17 protein-coding genes are annotated in these 16,237 nt (G+C 70.9%); 12 read left to right on the top strand and 5 right to left on the bottom strand.

Annotation, left to right across the window (positions count from 1 at the left end):
- From ACWF94_RS13130 to ACWF94_RS13120, 3 genes are all read left to right on the top strand, one after another.
- Positions 1 to 868, top strand: an 868-nt coding sequence (locus ACWF94_RS13130) for an amidohydrolase family protein (RefSeq protein ID WP_453487436.1), incomplete at its 5' end; no start/stop codon positions are given.
- A gap of 8 nt (positions 869 to 876) precedes the next feature.
- Entirely contained in the window at positions 877 to 1,743 is an 867-nt protein-coding gene (locus ACWF94_RS13125; RefSeq protein ID WP_453487435.1) for an alpha/beta fold hydrolase, read from the top strand.
- The gene (locus ACWF94_RS13120; RefSeq protein ID WP_453487434.1) at positions 1,736 to 2,368 is read left to right on the top strand and encodes an FMN-binding negative transcriptional regulator; all 633 of its coding nucleotides are present in this window, start codon (positions 1,736 to 1,738) and stop codon (positions 2,366 to 2,368) included. Before ACWF94_RS13125 ends, ACWF94_RS13120 begins: the two co-directional genes overlap by 8 nt.
- Positions 2,369 to 2,393: 25 nt before the next feature.
- On the opposite strand, the gene ACWF94_RS13115 is transcribed toward ACWF94_RS13120, so the two are convergent.
- The gene (locus tag ACWF94_RS13115) at positions 2,394 to 3,878 is read right to left on the bottom strand and encodes a PucR family transcriptional regulator (protein ID WP_453487433.1); all 1,485 of its coding nucleotides are present in this window, start codon (positions 3,876 to 3,878) and stop codon (positions 2,394 to 2,396) included.
- Positions 3,879 to 3,952: 74 nt separating this feature from the next.
- On the opposite strand from ACWF94_RS13115, the gene ACWF94_RS13110 reads away from it, so the two are divergent.
- The 5 genes from ACWF94_RS13110 (at position 3,953) to ACWF94_RS13090 (ending at position 10,152) form a co-directional block, all read left to right on the top strand.
- Complete coding sequence (locus tag ACWF94_RS13110; RefSeq protein WP_453487432.1) at positions 3,953 to 5,059, top strand: DUF917 domain-containing protein; 1,107 nt, start codon at positions 3,953 to 3,955, stop codon at positions 5,057 to 5,059.
- Positions 5,056 to 6,396, top strand: a complete 1,341-nt coding sequence (locus ACWF94_RS13105; protein ID WP_453487431.1) for a hydantoinase/oxoprolinase N-terminal domain-containing protein — start codon at positions 5,056 to 5,058, stop codon at positions 6,394 to 6,396. Before ACWF94_RS13110 ends, ACWF94_RS13105 begins: the two co-directional genes overlap by 4 nt.
- Positions 6,397 to 6,629: 233 nt before the next feature.
- Positions 6,630 to 7,814, top strand: a complete 1,185-nt coding sequence (locus ACWF94_RS13100) for a M20 metallopeptidase family protein (protein ID WP_453487430.1) — start codon at positions 6,630 to 6,632, stop codon at positions 7,812 to 7,814.
- A gap of 272 nt (positions 7,815 to 8,086) precedes the next feature.
- Positions 8,087 to 9,325 (top strand): CaiB/BaiF CoA transferase family protein, encoded by a 1,239-nt coding sequence (locus tag ACWF94_RS13095; RefSeq protein ID WP_453487429.1) that lies wholly within the window; start codon positions 8,087 to 8,089, stop codon positions 9,323 to 9,325.
- A 2-nt stretch (positions 9,326 to 9,327) separates the two neighbouring features.
- Positions 9,328 to 10,152, top strand: coding sequence for a hypothetical protein (locus ACWF94_RS13090; RefSeq protein ID WP_453487428.1), 825 nt, complete (start codon positions 9,328 to 9,330; stop codon positions 10,150 to 10,152).
- 476 nt (positions 10,153 to 10,628) lie between these two features.
- Here the strand turns inward: ACWF94_RS13090 and ACWF94_RS13085 are convergent, their stop codons facing one another.
- Both ACWF94_RS13085 and ACWF94_RS13080 read right to left on the bottom strand, forming a co-directional pair.
- A complete protein-coding gene (locus tag ACWF94_RS13085) occupies positions 10,629 to 11,096 on the bottom strand; it encodes a VOC family protein (protein ID WP_453487427.1) in 468 nt (155 codons plus the stop codon).
- Positions 11,097 to 11,214: 118 nt separating this feature from the next.
- A complete protein-coding gene (locus tag ACWF94_RS13080) occupies positions 11,215 to 11,628 on the bottom strand; it encodes a DUF1761 domain-containing protein (RefSeq protein WP_385921874.1) in 414 nt (137 codons plus the stop codon).
- 159 nt (positions 11,629 to 11,787) lie between these two features.
- Here ACWF94_RS13080 and ACWF94_RS13075 point away from each other — a divergent pair, with 159 nt between their 5' ends.
- Together ACWF94_RS13075 and ACWF94_RS13070 are read left to right on the top strand one after the other, a co-directional pair.
- A complete protein-coding gene (locus ACWF94_RS13075) occupies positions 11,788 to 12,792 on the top strand; it encodes a helix-turn-helix transcriptional regulator (protein ID WP_453487426.1) in 1,005 nt (334 codons plus the stop codon).
- An 83-nt stretch (positions 12,793 to 12,875) separates the two neighbouring features.
- Positions 12,876 to 12,998, top strand: coding sequence for a hypothetical protein (locus ACWF94_RS13070; RefSeq protein ID WP_453487425.1), 123 nt, complete (start codon positions 12,876 to 12,878; stop codon positions 12,996 to 12,998).
- Between the two features lie 130 nt (positions 12,999 to 13,128).
- Here ACWF94_RS13070 and istA read toward each other — a convergent pair whose 3' ends face one another.
- Together istA and ACWF94_RS13060 are read right to left on the bottom strand one after the other, a co-directional pair.
- Positions 13,129 to 14,517, bottom strand: a complete 1,389-nt coding sequence (istA, locus tag ACWF94_RS13065; RefSeq protein WP_453487424.1) for an IS21 family transposase — start codon at positions 14,515 to 14,517, stop codon at positions 13,129 to 13,131.
- A 239-nt stretch (positions 14,518 to 14,756) separates the two neighbouring features.
- Positions 14,757 to 15,182, bottom strand: a complete 426-nt coding sequence (locus ACWF94_RS13060) for a hypothetical protein (RefSeq protein ID WP_453487423.1) — start codon at positions 15,180 to 15,182, stop codon at positions 14,757 to 14,759.
- Positions 15,183 to 15,350: 168 nt separating this feature from the next.
- On the opposite strand from ACWF94_RS13060, the gene ACWF94_RS13055 reads away from it, so the two are divergent.
- Both ACWF94_RS13055 and ACWF94_RS13050 read left to right on the top strand, forming a co-directional pair.
- A complete protein-coding gene (locus ACWF94_RS13055) occupies positions 15,351 to 15,506 on the top strand; it encodes an alcohol dehydrogenase catalytic domain-containing protein (protein ID WP_453487422.1) in 156 nt (51 codons plus the stop codon).
- A gap of 48 nt (positions 15,507 to 15,554) precedes the next feature.
- On the top strand, positions 15,555 to 16,237 hold a 683-nt coding region (locus ACWF94_RS13050), incomplete at its 3' end, for a zinc-binding dehydrogenase (RefSeq protein ID WP_453487421.1).

The following is a 16,237-nucleotide window of genomic DNA, read 5'->3' as shown; positions in this document are numbered from 1 at the left end:
CTCCGACATCACCCGGTCCTGGCCCCGGCGGGTCGCGGCCGGAGTGACCGCGCTGCGCGTGGAGGCGTCGGTGTGGCCCGACCGGCTCGACGACGCGATCGACCGCGGTCTGCGCACCGGCGATGTCCTCGAACCGAGCGGGCTCATCACGATGGGGCGGCTCAAGATCGTGGTCGACGGCTCCCTCAACACCCGTACGGCGCTGTGCTGGGACCCCTATCCGGGACTGCCCGCCGATCACCCGCACCCGTGCGGGGTGCAGTCGGTCGGCCCCGAGCGCGTCGGGGAACTGCTCGCCCGCGCGGCTGCCGCGGGCATCGCGGCGGCAGTCCACGCCATCGGCGACCGCGCCAACACCCAGGTGATCGACGCCTTCGAGCGCCTGGGCATACCGGGTACCGTCGAGCACGCCCAGCTCGTCTCCGCCGCCGACTTCGCGCGCTTCGGCCGGCTGGGCCTGGTCGCGAGCGTGCAGCCCGAGCACGCCATGGACGACCGCGACGTCGCCGACACGCACTGGGCGGGCCGCGGCGACCGGGCGTTCGCGTTCCGCTCGCTGCTGGACGCCGGGGCGACCCTCGCGCTCGGCTCCGACGCGCCGGTGGCGCCGCTCGACCCGTGGGTGGCGATCAGCGCCGCCGTCTCGCGCAGCCGCGACGGGCGCGAGCCCTGGCACCCGGACGAGCGGATCACCCGCGAGGCGGCCCTGGCCGCGAGCGCCCGCGGCCGGATGGACGTGAAGGCCGGTGACGCGGCCGATCTCGTCGTCCTGGACGAGGACCCGCTGGAGCTGGACGCCGAGGCACTGCGCACCCTGCCGGTCGCCGCCACCGTGCTGGGCGGCCGGCCCACCTGGACGAACCTGTAGGAGATCCCATGCCCACCCTGATCACGCCCGCCGGGATCGAGGTCCACTACGAGACGGACGGCGACCCGGCCGGGCCGCCGCTGGTGCTCGTGCACGGCGGCGGCGCCCAGCTCATCGGCTGGCACGACGAGTTCGTGGCGCTGTTGGCCGACGCGGGCTTCTATGTCGTACGACCCGACAACCGGGACGTCGGGCTCTCCCAGCAGACCGGCGGACCCGACGAGTTCGCGGCCACCTACGACCTCTCCGACATGGCCGACGACGTCGTCGCGCTGCTCGACCACCTCGGTATCGTCCGCGCGCACCTGGCCGGTATGTCGATGGGCGGCTACATCGTGCAGTTGGTCGCGATCGAACACCCCGGGCGGGTGGCGAGCCTCGGCCTGATGTCGACCTCGCCGTCCAGCGCGCCGGAGTTCCTGGTCGGGAAACACGGGGACGGGAAGCCGGTGTCGCGGGCGCCGGAACTGCTCGACCGCGATGCCTACATCGAGATGTTCGTCGGCGGTCAGCGGAAGTACCAGTCGCCTGGCTTCCCCTTCGACGCCGAGGAGTCGGCCGCCCTCGGCGCCCGCTACTACGACCGTGTCTACCGGCCCGACGGCCTGGTGCGGCAGTGGAACGCCATGCTGCGCGGCCCGCTGGAGCGCCGCGAACAGCTGCGCGAGGTCACGGTGCCGACGCTGGTCATCCACGGGCGCGGCGACCAGTCCCTGCACTGGCGCGCGGCGCTGGCCTTCGCCGAGATCATGCCGCAGGCCGAGGTGCACCTCCACGAGGAGATGGGCCACGACATCCCGCGGGAGCTGTGGCCCGACTTCGTCCGCGCGTTCGCGCGCACAGCGGCGCGAGCGGAGCGGGCCGGACATGCGTGAAGCCCCCGAGTACAACGGCGGCGGTCTCGACTGGGCCGCCGACCTCGTACGGGAGCACCCCTGGGCGACCATGGTGTCCAACGGCGCCGACGGCACCGGGCCCGTCGTCTCGCACTGCCCCTTCCTGGTCGAGGACACCGCGGACCCCGGCGAACTGGTGCTGGCCGGCCACGTCGGCCGCCCCGACGAGGCGCTGCACCGGCTCGGCACACAGGAACTGTGCGTCGTCGTGTACGGCCCAAGTGGCTATATCTCGCCGAGCTGGTACGGCCTGCCCACCGCCGTACCCACCTGGAACTTCGCCACCGCCCACCTCTACGGCGTACCGGACATCCTCTCCGACGAGGAGAACCTGGCCGGGCTCGACCGGCTCGTGGCCCACTTCGAGGCTCCCTTGCCCAGCCCGTTCCTGATGCGCGGCACTGCGGAGAACGCCGCCTACGCCCGGCGCGCCGTGCACGGCACGGTCGGCTTCCGGATGCGGGTGGCCCGGGCGGTCACCAAGGAGAAGATGAGCCAGGACAAGCCGGAACCGGTCGCCGGACGCATCCTCGCGGCGCTCGACGGCGACGGCCCGTACGCGAACCCGGAGCTGGCCGCGCGGATGCGGTCCGTGCGCCGCTGAGAGAGCCCGCGCCGGGCGGCCCCGCTCAGCGGCGGCTGGCACCGAGCAGCCGCACCCGGCAGGCGAGTTCGACCGCGAAGCGGGTGTCGGGGTCGTCGAGGTCGAGCCGGAGCGTGTCGCGTACCCGCTTGAGCCGGTAGCCGACGGCGTTGGGGTGCAGGTTCAGCTCACGGCCCGCGTGGGCCAGGGAGTTGCGGTGTGACAGGTAGGCGAGCAGCGTCCGCACCGAGGTGTGCGCCCGCTCGGGGCCGAGCGCGTCGAGCGGCAGCAGGATGTCGGCCAGCAGGCTGCGGCTGGTCGGGGAGGCGTACACATCGAGCAGCACCCGGCGCAGACCCGTCACATCCGTCAGCTCGACGCTGCCGAGGCGTCCGGCCGCGATCGCGGAACCGGCGGCGATCCGCGCCTCGGCGGCGGAGGAACGCAGACCGGTGGCGCCCGTCTGCGGGGTGCCGAGACCCAGGGTGTACTCCCACCCGTGCCCGGTCAGGCCGCGCGCGTACTCCTGGAGCCGGACGGCCACCTCCCGCAGGCGACGCTGGTGGTCGCCGGCGCCGTGCTCCTCGGTGCTGACGAGGAGCAGGTCGTCCTGGACGAACGAGACGTGCCACATCTCGTCCCGGCCGTCGACCAGTTGGAGCGCGAACAGCTCAAGGGCCGGCTGCACGCTGCGCGGCGCGCGGGCCTCGGGGTGGTCGAGGCCGGTCGGGATCAGCCACGCCGCGACGTGCGAGAGCTGGAGGGGGAGCCCGAGCATCGCGGCCCGGCCGACGAAGCCCTCGACCCGGTGGGACTCGGCGAGCACCAGCTCGACGATGAGGTCCGCACGCGACTGGGTGGGCGCGAAGCGGTCGCTGATCTGGCGCTGGGCGGCCCGCGAAAGCAGTGAGGCGACGACGGGCAGGGCGATGGCCGTCGCCGGATCCGACCGGTTCCCGACGAGCCGTCCGATCGGCACCTCTCCGACGCAGACCGCGTCGGCCGCCGACCAGGTCACCGTGGGGTCCTCCACGAGGGCGAGTTCCGAGCCGAGCATGCGGTTCGCCTCGGCGAGGATGTGCTCGGGCGTCCCGTCGGGTCCCGCCGCGGCCCGAGTGGCCCTCTCGATGGTGTGCGTCGCCCGCATGATCGCCTCGGACGCGCCGCCCGACAGCAGCCGGTCGACCACGAGGGCCAGATCCGCCGACCGCGCGCCGGGAGCGGCGAAGACCGGCACACCGCCGCGGTCGGCGAGCACCCTGGCGGTGTCGGGCAGGGTCAGCTCGGTCGCGAACACGATGCCGGCGATCTCGCGCGCGCTCGCCTGACGCAGTGCCACGTCCAGCCGGTACGGCGGCGGGTGCTCGGGGCCGGGAACGATGACGAGGGTTCCCGCCGGCACGGTGCCCAGGAGGTCGAGCGGTGAGACGTCCACCCGCACGATGGCGCGGTCGTCCGCGGGCCCGGCGCAGTGCCGGATACCGAGGCGGTCGCCCTGGGCGGCGAGGTCGGAGACGGTTGGTTGTGCCATTGGCACAGTATGACGCGATTCTCTGGCTTGCTGGGCCATAGGTGCGCTCCGGACGCCGCCATATCGTGAGGCCCATGGTTCACACACCCCTCGACGCGCCCGCCCCTCACCGGGCCGCAGCCGTCGCGGCCTCAGACGTCGCGGCGCTGGCCGCGGGCACAGCGATCTTCGGCACCGGGGGCGGCGGGGCGGTCTACACCTCGCAGATCGTCGCCGAGGAAGCGCTCCGCGCGAACGGACCGGTGCGGCTGGTCACCGTCGACGATCTCGGCCCCGACGACCTGGTGGTCCTCATGTCGGGCATCGGCGCCCCCACCGTGGGCATCGAGATGCTCTCTTCCCAGCACCAGATCGACCTCCTCGTACGCGAGGCCGAGGCCGTCGCCGGCCGCCCCATCACCGCCCTCATGGCAGCGGAGATCGGCGGCAGCAACGGCGTCGGGCCGGTGGGCTGGGCCTCCCGCCTCGGCCTGAAGCTGCTCGACGCGGACGGCATGGGCCGGGCCTTCCCCGACGCGGCCATGGTGGCCATGAACGTCGCCGGAGTCCCGTGCGACTTCTCCGTCCTGAGCGACGTGGTCGGCAACGTGTCGGTGCTCAAGACCGTCGACCTGCACTGGCTGGAGCGGCACGCACGCGCCCTCACCGTCGCCAGCGGCTCCATCTGCCTCGGTGTGCACTACCCCCTCACGGCCGACACGGCCAAGGGCGCCGTCGTCGAGGGCACGGTCAGCGCAGCGGTCCGCGTCGGCCACGCCCTGCTCTCCTCCTCTGAGCCCGTCCTCGCCGTGGCAGCGGAACTCGGCGGCTCGATCCTGCTCACCGGCAAGATCACCGACCTCGACCGCCGTACCGTGGGCGGCTTCTCCCGCGGCTCCGTGACCATCGCCGGTACGGGCACCGACCGCGGCCGGCTCCAGCGCCTGGAGATCCAGAACGAGAACCTGGTCGTCCTGGAGGACGGCGAAGTGCTGGTGAGTGTCCCCGACAACGTCACCATCATCGACGCCGAGACCGGCCACGCGATCACGACCGAGATGCTGCGGTACGGCCAGCGCGTGTCCGTACTCGCCTGGGCCTGCGACCCGATCTGGCGGACACCGCGCGGCCTCGAACTCGCCGGACCCCAGGCGTTCGGATACGAGCTGACCTACACCCCCTTCGGAGGAAGCACCCGATGACGCCCACGCGCGATCTCTCCATCGGCGTCGACGTCGGCGGCACCAACACCGACGCCGTCGCCATCGACGGCACCGGCACCGTGCTCGCCCACACCAAGCAGGCGACGACCGACGACGTCACCGGCGGCATCCGCGCCGGCATCGCCAACGTGCTCGCGGCGCTCGGCGAGGACCGGTCACGGGTCTCCCGGGTCATGCTCGGCACCACACACGCCACCAACGCGATCGTCGCCCGACGGCAGTTGGACCGGGTGGCGACGATCCGGCTCGGGGCCCCCGCGGCGACCGAGTACCCGCCCCTGCTCGGCTGGCCGGGCGATCTCGCGGGCCTCATCCTGGCCGGCTCCGCGATGGTCGGCGGCGGCCACATGGTCGACGGCACGCCGATCGCGCCCCTGGACCGGGACGCCATCCTGCGCTTCCTCGACGGACTCGACCACTTCGACGCCGTCGCCGTGACCGGCATCTTCAGCCCCTCGATGCCGGACCAGGAACTCAAGGTCGCCGAACTGCTGCGCACCCACCTGGGGCCCGACGCGCGCGTCTTCCTCAGCCAGGACATCGGTCCCACCGGTCTGCTGGAACGGGAGAACGCGACCGTGCTCAACGCGGCGCTCCACAGCGTGGCCCGTTCGGTCACCGAGGCGCTGGTGACGGTCGTCGACGAGGAGGGGCTGGACGCCGTCACCTTCTTCGCGCAGAACGACGGCACCCTGATGTCCCTCGACTACGCCGCCCAGTACCCGGTGCTCACCATCGGATCGGGCCCCGCGAACTCCATCCGCGGCGCGGCGTACCTCTCCGGCGCCACCGACGCGATCGTCATCGACGTCGGCGGCACCACCTCGGACCTGGGCGTCGTGGTCAACGGATTCCCCCGCGAGTCCACGCTGCCCCGCGAGATCGGCGGCGTGCGGACCAACTTCCGGATGCCCGACATCCTCAGCCTCGGCGTGGGCGGCGGTACGACCATCGACCCGGTGACCGGCGCCGTGGGACCGGGCTCGGTCGGCTACCGGATCGCGACGGAGGGACTGCTCTTCGGCGGCGGGACGCCCACCCTGACGGACGCGGCGGCCCTCGCGGGCGCCTCGATCGCCGGGCGGACCCTCCCCGCCCAGACCGCCGCGAACGAGCGGGCGCTGCGGGCCGCGCTGGAGCGCGCGCACATCCTCATCGAGGAAGCCGTGGAACGGCTCTCCCTCGGCCGCGCCGACCTGCCGCTCGTGGTGGTCGGCGGCGGCGGCTTCCTCGTGCCCGACGACCTGCCGGGCGCCGGTCCCATCGTGCGGCCCGAACACGGCGACGTCGCGAACGCGGTCGTTGAGGAGATCTAGCTACCCGGTGGCCGCGCCGACCAGATCAGTCCCCTGGAAGACCGGGAGTCGGCCATCGCCCAGGCGTCGGAGGCGGCGATCGCCAAAGCGATCCAGGCGGGCGCCGATCCGCTGGAGGTGGCCGTCGTCGACGTACTGGAGACTCCCGTGCCCTACAGCGACAGACCCGCGGTGGAGGTGTCGGTCAAGGCCGCGGGACCGCTGGCGCGGCTGGGGGAACGGGCCGGAGCGCGGTGACGGTGTTCTCCGCGTTCTCCGCCGATGAGGCGGCGCGCGCCGACCTGATCGCGCTGCGCCGCGCGCTGCACGCCCACCCCGAGGTCGGGCTCGACCTGCCCCGGACGCAGACGGCGGTCCTCACGGCGCTGGACGGCCTCGGTCTCGCGGTCACCACCGGGGACGGCCTGACGTCGGTGACGGCGGTGCTGCGCGGCGGCCGGCCGGGCCCCGTCGTCCTGCTGCGCTCCGACATGGACGCCCTGCCGATCCAGGAGGCCACCTCCCTGCCGTTCGCGGCGGCCAACGGCGCCATGCACGCCTGCGGCCACGACCTCCACATGGCCGGACTGGTCGGCGCCGCCCGGCTCCTCGCGGCCCGCCGCGCGGAGTTGCCCGGCACCGTCGTGTTCATGTTCCAGCCCGGCGAGGAGGGGTACGCGGGCGGCCGGCTGATGATCGAGGAAGGCGTGCTGGAAGCGGCGGGCGAGCGTCCGGTCGCCGCGTACGCCGTCCATGTCGACTGCGTGACGCCCGGGGGCCGGGCGGTCACCCGGCCGGGTCCGATGATGTCGGGCGTCAGCGCGCTGCACATCCGGGTGGCCGGTACCGGGGGCCACGCCGCCTACCCCCACCACGGCGTCGACCCGGTCCCGGTGGCGGCCGAGATCATCCTCGCCGTGCAGTCCTTCGTGGCACGCCGGATACCGGTCGCCGACCCGGCCGTGGTCTCGGTGACCCGGGTCTCCTCCGACTCAGCCGCCGGCAACGTCCTCGCCGGCTCCGTGAGCCTGGAGGCGAACCTCCGCGTCCTGTCGCCGGCGACACTCGCGCTGGTACGTGACGAACTCCCGGCGCTGGCCGTCGCGCTCGGCGAGGCGCACGGCTGCACGGTCGAAACCGAGTACGTCGAGTCCTACCCCGTGACGGTCAACGACCCGGCCGAGACCGAGCGGGTGCTCGCGCTGCTCGGCGAGCGCTACGGCGACCGGGTGGTGCGCCTGCCGTTCCCGGGCATGGCATCCGAGGACTTCGCCTACGTGCTCGAAAAGGTGCCCGGCACGCTGGTCTTCCTCGGCGTACGGCCCGAGAACGGTTCGAGTGGCCCGATGCACTCCGAGCGGGCGGTCTTCGACGACTCCCGCCTCGACGAGCACGCGGCGCTCCTGGCGGAGCTGGCATGGCGGCGGCTCGAACACTGAGGGCCGCCGCGTGCGGGGCGCACGTCCGCACGCCGGCTCACGTGATTCGGAGCCCGATATGACGGCGTGCCTGACGGCGCCCCCCCGCGGACGGGACGAGGGTCGTCGCGTCGATCAGGTCCGTCCGGACGCCGCTGTCACCCGCCGAGGTGGGTGAGCTCGTCACCGACCCGCACAGCGCGATCGTACGGAGCAGAGGCGGAACCAGACATTCGGCACCCGGCCGTGTCCACGCGGCGGAGCCGACGACAACGAAGAGGCAGGGATGCGGGATGCAGAGAGATCAGCCGGAGACCGGCGCCGACGGCCGTGCCGCCCTGAGCGGAGTGGTCGTCGTCGACCTGTCCCACGTCCTGGCGGGACCGTACGCCGCGCAGACGCTGGCCGACCTCGGCGCGACCGTCATCAAGGTCGAGAATCCCGCGAACCCCGATGTGTCGCGCGGCTTCCCGCCGTACCTGCGCTCGGACGGCGAGGAGTTCAGCGGCTACTACGGTCAGTACAACCGCGGCAAGCTCGGTGTCTGCATCGACTTGGCCCGTGAGGAAGGCAAACAGGCCCTCAAGGACCTGGTGGCCCACGCCGACATCCTCGTCGAGAACTTCCGGCCCGGCACCATGGACAAGCTCGGCCTGGGCTACGAGATCCTGGCCGGGATCAACCCGGGGCTCGTGTACACGGCCATCTCCGGTTACGGCCGGACGGGCAGCCGTCGCCGCCGGCCGGCGTTCGACAGTACCGCCCAGGCAGCCGGCGGCCTGTGGTCGATGAACGGGTACCCCGACACCCCGCCGGTGCGGATGGGCGTCACCATCGGGGACCTCTCGGCCACCATGTTCGCCGTCATCGGCACCCTGGCCGCCCTGCGGCACGCCGAGAGTACCGGCGTCGGCCAACTGGTCGACGTCGCCCAGGTCGACAGCGTCGTCGCCATGACCGAGACGGCCGTCGTCGACTACACGGTCGACCGGAAGATCGCGGCACCGGCCGGCAACGCGCACGCCTGGGTCAGGCCGTACGAGCTGTTCCCGTGCGCCGACGGCCAGGTGTTCTTCGGCGGCTACACCGACAAGCTGTGGACGGCGAGCTGCCGGCTCTTCGGCACGCCGGAGGCGGCCACGGAGCCCGGGATCGACACGATGCGCAAGCGCTTCGACAAGGAGACGTACGACCGTCGCGTGAAGCCGTTGGTGACCGGCTGGTTCGCCGGACGGACCCGCCAGGAGCTGGAGGACCTCGCGGGCGACACCATCCCGCTGACGGCCGTCCGTGACATCGGAGAGGTCGTCGACGACCCGGGCACCGCCGAACGGGACATGATCGTCGAGGCCGACTACGGCCCGCTGGGCGCGCTGCGGATGTTCGGTTCGCCCATCAAGCTCAGCGCCACTCCCGTCGCGCCGGGACGCCCCGCCAACAGGGTGGGGGAGCACACCGACGAGGTGCTGCGCCGCTTCGCGGGATACGACCGGGCGCGGATCGAAGCGCTGCGCGCGGCGAAGGTGATCTGAGGATGGGTGAGGAGAGAATCCGCCGCGAGCCGTTGCGGACCGAGCCCGCCGCCGCCTATCGCTCCACGTTCGCGCCGTCCGCCCCGGAACCGGTCCCCGGTGAGCCGCTGCCCGCGGGCTGGGAGGGGATCTGCTTCCCCTTCGACGCTGCTTACGCCGACCTGCGGCCGGACGGTTCGCCCGGCACCGACGGCACCGTGCCCGGACCGGGCCTGCCCCGGCGCATGTACGCCGGTGAGGACACCCGCTTTCTGCGACCCCTGCGCTACGGCGACACGGTCGAGCAGCGCACCACGCCGGGGGCCGTGACGCGCAAGCGCGGCCGGGCGGGGGAGCTGGTCTTCGCCGACATCGAGCGGGCCTACCTGGTGGACGGTGACATCGCGGTCACGAGCACCTGGCACGACGTGTTCCTGCCAGCGAGCGATCCGGCCGCCGCGCAGGTCGGCGTGCCCGCCGGCGAGGCCGAGGTGTGGGACCGGTCGGAGCGGGCGACCCTGGACAGCAGACAGCTGTTCCGTTACTCGGCGCTGACCTTCAACACCCACCGGGTGCACTACGACCGGGCCTGGGCGCAGGGTGTCGAGGGCCTGCCCGACCTGCTGGTGCACGGTCCCCTGATGCGTATGCTCCTGCTCGACTTCGCGTCGCGCTGGTTCCCGGACCGTACGATCCGGGAGTTCTCGATGCGCTCGGTGTCGCCCGTGTTCGTCGACCAGCCCGTGACGCTGGCCGGGCGGGAGTGCGACGACGGCATGCGGGTCTGCGCGCTGGACGCCGCCCACCGCAGGCTCGCCCAGGGGCGGGTGACCACGGAAGCGCCATAGGCCGCGTCTGATGGTCTTGCTGGGTTCGTGTGCCCTGGAGCCGCGCTCCTCCTGGGCCCGGTCGGCCCGGTGGGGGTGCCCCCGGGCGGGCGGGCCCAGGGGAGGACCTCCACGCCGCGTTGTCGTCGGTCGCCGATGGTCCTCCTGCGCCCTGGGGGCGTGGGAGGTGCCCCACCTGGGCCCTGGGGGGTCTCGGGAGTTCATTAGGCAAGTCGGTTGTCGGAAGGGAGGTTGTCGGGGTCGGCGCATTCTGCCTCATTGAGAAGCGAAACCAGCAGACGCGAGAGCAGTGGGTCCGGCAGTGCGTTCTTCTCTCCGCCCGAGGGCGGCGCCACTATCAGCGGCGGTTGCACATATTCGAGGGCGGCCTTCATCCGCCGCCCGGTGAGCTGGGCCGACGACGTGACGACTGGCCGCGGGAGCGAGAGTGCATACCAGGCGCGTTGACGTGGCATGCACTCCCGGGAGAACGTCTGTCAGCCTGCGGTGTACTCGGCGGCCACGTCGAGGATCCACGTGACACCGAACTGGTCGGTCAGCATCCCGAAGGCCGGTGCCCACTGCGCGGGCCCGAAGTCTTCGACAACGGTCGCGCCCACGGACAGCTTCTTCCACAGTTCGCCGACCTCCTCCGCGCTCTCTCCGCGGAGGGACATGAAGAACGGTTCGCGGGTGAGCGTCATGCTGTTCTCACGCCGGGTGGTATTGGCCTGCCCGGCCTGGGCACCGGCCTGGGCGGGGATGTCGTACGCCATGATGCCGAAACCGTCGGCGCCGGCGATCTGGCCGAAGACGATCTTGCTGGCGTCGGGCAGTTCCTGAGGCATGCCGAAGTCGCCGTAGGTGACGGCGGTGAGCCGGCCGCCGAAGACCGACTGGTAGAACTCCAGCGCCTCGCGGGCGTTGCCCCGGAAGTTGAGGTGGGCGGTGGTGGTGAAAGCCATGGTGACTCCTATGACGTGGTGCTGGGTCCTGCGAATTCCTACAGGAAGATTTCTGACATCTCTGACATATTTCGCTAGACGGTGTCCGAGCCGGCCGTCGCCGATCTCGTCGGCACTGTCAGAAGGCCAACAGGATGGCGCTGACGATCAGACTGCCGATGAGGTTGTAGCCGCCGGAGATCGCCGCGTAGAACAGCGGTCGGGGGAAGTTCGGGTTGATGGCGATGTTGACGGTGTTGGCGGTGAGGTAGCCGAAGCCGACGATGAAGCCGAACAGCATCGCGTCGCCCAGGGTGTCGATCTCCAGCGCAGCCATCATGATCGCGCTGGTGAGTGTGATGACCAGAGAGGTCAGCGCCGGTCCGGCGAAGAACAGCGGCGAGCCTTCCGGCTTGGCCTGAGGATCACGGCCCAGCGACCTGTTGTACGCCCTGGGGAACAGCACGGCGAACCAGACACCGCCGAGCAGGGTGAACGCAATGAAGCCGATCAGGATCCCGACCAGGTTCAGGTCGCCGAGGACATCGAACATGCTGCTGACTCCGTACATGAATGGGGCGAGTGGGGCCCATGGGGGAGGGAGCCCCGCACCGGCGGAATCTCCGTCCATTCACGGGCCGACCGGTTCGAGAACGACACTCTCAGAGGTAGGTGCCAGGTTGTGGCACCTACTCCGGGCAGCATGGACCGTATGCCGAAAACTTCTGCCCGACTGCTGGCTCTGCTGTCACTGCTGCAGACACGCCGCGACTGGCCCGGCGCCCTGCTGGCCGACCGCCTCGGTATCAGCCTGCGTACCGTGCGCCGTGATGTCGACCGCCTCCGTGAGCTCGGCTACTCCGTCGCCGCGGTAAAGGGACCCGACGGCGGCTACCGGCTCAGCACCGGTACCGAACTGCCGCCGCTGTTGTTCGATGACGAACAAGCCCTCGCACTCGCCGTCGCGCTGCAGATCACCGCGAGTCGGCCGGACGACACCCTCGCTGAACCTGCCGCGCGGGCCCTGAACACCATCAGCCAGGTCATGCCCGCCCGGCTGCGCCACCGGATCAACGCCCTGCAGGTCACGGCCGTCGAACCGCCTGACACCCGGCCGCCGGCCACGGTCGACAGCGGTACGCTGTTCACGATCAGCGCCGCCGTCCACGCCCGCGAGATCCTGCGTTTCGACTACACCAGCGGCGACGACAACGAGCAGGCAACCGGGAAGCCGCCGCGCCGCGTCGAACCACATGGCGTCATCACCTGGGCCGGGCGCTGGTACCTCATCGCCTTCGACCTCGATCAGCAGGACTGGCGTACCTTCCGCGCCGACCGGATCACCCCGCGCACCCCCACCGGCCCCCGGTTCACCCGGCGCGAAGTTCCCGGCGGCGATGTCGCCACCTACGCCACCAGCGTCTTCCGCGGCTCCACCGACCACTCCGGGAACTGGCCGTGCCAGGGCACCGTGATCCTCGATCTGGACGCCGCCACAGCGGCGCTCTACACCCGCGAGGGCCTCATCGAGGACCTCGGGGACGGTCGCTGCCGCCTCACCCTCGGATCCTGGTCCTGGCCCAGCCTCGCCTCGGCTCTTGCCAAGTACGACGCCGAAATCGAAGTCGTCGGTCCCCCGGAACTCACCGACGCCTTCACTCATCTCGGCAACCGTTTCCTGCACACTGCAGCAAGATTCACGGCCACGCACCCCTGAGGCCGAGGCCCTGCCCCCTTCCGGCTGGCGCCCTACCGGGGTGTGGCGAACGCGTGGAACCCCATGATGGTTTCGAATTCTGAATGCTCGCTGAAGCCTGGTTCGGCAGGCGCCACCACCAGATGCACGGAACACGGCGGCGGGAGAGCACCGGCCGGCTGCTGGACCTCGTCATGGAAGGGCCGCGCGGGGCTCCCAACCGGTGAGCGCGATCGCTTCGCCCCTCGTGACGGTGAGGACATGTCAAGGATCCCCCAACACCCCTTGCATGTACTGCGAAAACGCCAACTACCCGGCATCGGGTCAGGGCACCCTGCTTTCAGCCCCGGCCCTGCTTCATGCCAGCACTTGTCCGAGGAAGCCGCGGAGGTAGCCGGCGACGACGTCCAGGTGCCTCTCCAGGAGGACGTTGACCTCCAGCAACTGGTCGACGACTTCGCGGCAGGCGTCGCCGACCTCGGACGCCTGACTGCGGCACCAGACCGGCGTCCGCATCTGAAAGGCGATCTTCTCTGGCGGATAGTCGCTCTTGTCGGTGCGTTTGCCCTGGTCAAGGGCTGTGTGGGTCTTGACGAGCTGGGTGTCGTGGAAGACCTGGACCATCGTGGCGGTCGAGCGGACGTCGACGCGGCGGCCGATCAGCTTCCACGGAACCGAGTAGAGGGTGCGGCCGACCTTGATGTGGATGTCCGGGCCGACCGTGGCCGTCGACCAGCGGGCCAGCACGAACGGAGTCGGCGGCAGAGGCAGCAGTTCGGCCGCCTCCAACGCGTCGAACACGGCCATCGGGGCGGCCCCGCCCAGCGGCCGGCACTTCCGCCGCCCGGCGACCTGCTGGCTCCAGGTCACGGCCTCCGCCTGCATGTGCTCGATCGAGGTGAACTCCCGGCCTCGCCAGAACGAGTCGCGGACATAGGGCATCGGCCGCTCGACCCGCGGCTTGTCCTTCGGCTTCGCCGCCCGGGCCGGATCGACCAACGCTCCGTAGTGCGTTGCGAGTTCGGCATACGCCTTGTTGATCTTCGGGTCGTAGAGGTCGGGCTTGTCGACGCCGGTCTTGAGGTTGTCCGGGACGAGCCGGCGCGGGACGCCGCCGAAGTAGCGGAAGGCCGCGACGTGCGCTTCCGTCCACGCGTGCTGGTCCAGGTGCAGCACCGGCCGGACAAACATGTGCCGCGAGCACGGCAGCACCATCACGAACGCCCAGACCCGGTGGCGTTTCCCGGTCTGCGGATCGATCCACGGCCCGAGGAAGCCGTAGTCGATCTGAGCCTCCGAACCCGGCTCGATGTCGTCACGGAACACTGTGACCTGCGACTTCGCCACCTCGTCCGGAAGCGTCGCGTGCACCCATCGACGGAACGAAGAGATCGACACCTGCAGTTTGTGTTCGTCACGCAGGCGCTGGTGGATCGTCGAGACGGTCACCGTCCCGAGCAGGCTCTTGATGTAGTCGCGGTGCTGGTCGATGTCCGGCCAGGTCACCTGCCTCAGCCTTCTGTCGATGAGCCCCGGGAACCACTCCTTGATCAGCTTTGACCAGTCGGACTCGCTCATCGGCGGGCCGCCCGGGCTGATCCCGGACGCTTCCGCCGGCGCCAGGTACTTCCTGACCGTCTTGCGGTCCACCCCCAGCGACGCAGCCAGCTCGCTCTTCGAGCGGCCCGCGTACCAGTGGACGTAGATCTCGGTGATGTCGACCACGACGAACGTTCTCCTCGCCATCCGGGCTGCCCATCGGCCATCCGAACCACGGGACGAGGAACTTGACCAGCTCCGCGACGACCAGGTCCCTCGATCCCGACCTCCGCGCTACCCATGGCCAATTAGGAGAATTCGGGATGAGGAATTACATGACGCTCAAACCGCCCAACCTGGGGAAAAGCTTGATCGTCGACAACCAGGCCGCACTCCACCTCGCGGCCATCCTCATCTGGGCCCGCAGATGACCCACGAGAGAAGCTTCAGGGCTGATGGCCGATGTCAAGAGCGTGTGCTTTGAGGAATGCGCCCGCGTGGGCCGCTGCTTCTTCTGCGGTCGTGTAAAGCGTCCCATCGGCGACCGTGCCGGATGTCCCATCAGCGCCCTTACCTGTCCAGCGCCAATCGCCGGAAGGCGACTGCACCAGCTCGGCAGTCCCTCCGAACAGCGCAAGTGTGCTTCTGCCCGCCGCCGCAGGTGTCGGGCGACTGACGGCGTCGGGCCATTTCTTACGGGCGCCCTGCCGGGTGATGCCCCAGACAGCTCCCAGCTGCTCATAACTCGCGCCGGAGGAGCCAGCGGTTGCTGCCGCCCGCTCCGCCAGCCGCTTGATCTCGACATCCACCACCTTCCAAGCGGCCAGGACGGACAGCGCCACTTCGACGGGATTCGCATCCCACAAAACCATAGTTCCCGATATTGTCGATGTGAACTAAAGTTTCCGCACTGCATCGGCTGCACCTCCGCCGCATCAGAGAGACAGGCTCTAGTCCGCTTCGGTGGCGCGGAAGTCGCGTTCGCCGCCCGAGAGCTGCCAAGGCCTACTCCGGGGCCCGGCCAGGTGCTGGTGCGCGTGATGGCCACATCCGTGAACCCCCTCGACTTCCAGACCCGGCGCGGCGACTACCGCGACCAGGTGGCGCTGCCGGCGGTGATCGGCAACGACGTGTCCGGCGTCGTGGTCGAGACCGGCCCCGGGGCGGACGACTTCCAGCCGGGTGACGAGGTCTGATACATAGCGCCGCCCTTCGCCGGGCCCGGCTCCTATGCCGAGTTCCACGTGGTCGACCAGGCCCTGGTCGCCCGCAAGCCCGCACGGTTGTCGCATGTCGAGGCCGCCGGTCTCGGGGTCGTGGGCGTGACGGTGTGGGAGGCGCTGGTCGAACGCACCGCGGTGCGGGCCGGGGAACGGGTCCTGGTGCACGGCGGAGCGGGCGGAGTCGGCTCCGCCGCCATCCAGGTCGCCAGCGCGATCGGGGCCGAGGTGGTGACCATTGCTCGGGCGAGGGACCACGCGTTCGTCAAAGAACTGGGAGCCGACCACGCGATCGACTTCTCGACCGGAGACTACGTGCCGCAGGTCCGCGAGCTGGGCGGAGTCGACGGCGTCCTGGACACGGTCGGCGGGGGCACCCTCACCCGCAGCCCGGAGGTCCTCACCAACCGGGGCCGCGTGGTCTTCATCGTCGACATCCCCGAACCGCAGAACCTGCTCGCCGCGTGGGGCGTCAACGCGACCTACCACTTCCTCTTCGCCAGCCCCGGCCGGGCGAAGTTCGAAGCCCTCGGCCGCCTGGTCGACCAGGGCAGACTCCGGCCGGTGATCGGCACCGTGCTCCCACTGGCCGACATCGCACAGGCCCACGCGCTGCTGGAAGGCGGCTCCACCGGCACAGGCCGCCGACGCCCCCGCGGCAGATCGCCATCGCCGTGCAGCCCCTCGACGAGCCATCGCACCAGACG

The sequence above is a fragment of the Streptomyces sp. NPDC055078 genome, from assembly GCF_053607985.1.
The sequence above is the reverse complement of the archived record's forward strand: the minus strand, read 5'-3'. Positions and strand labels throughout refer to the sequence as shown.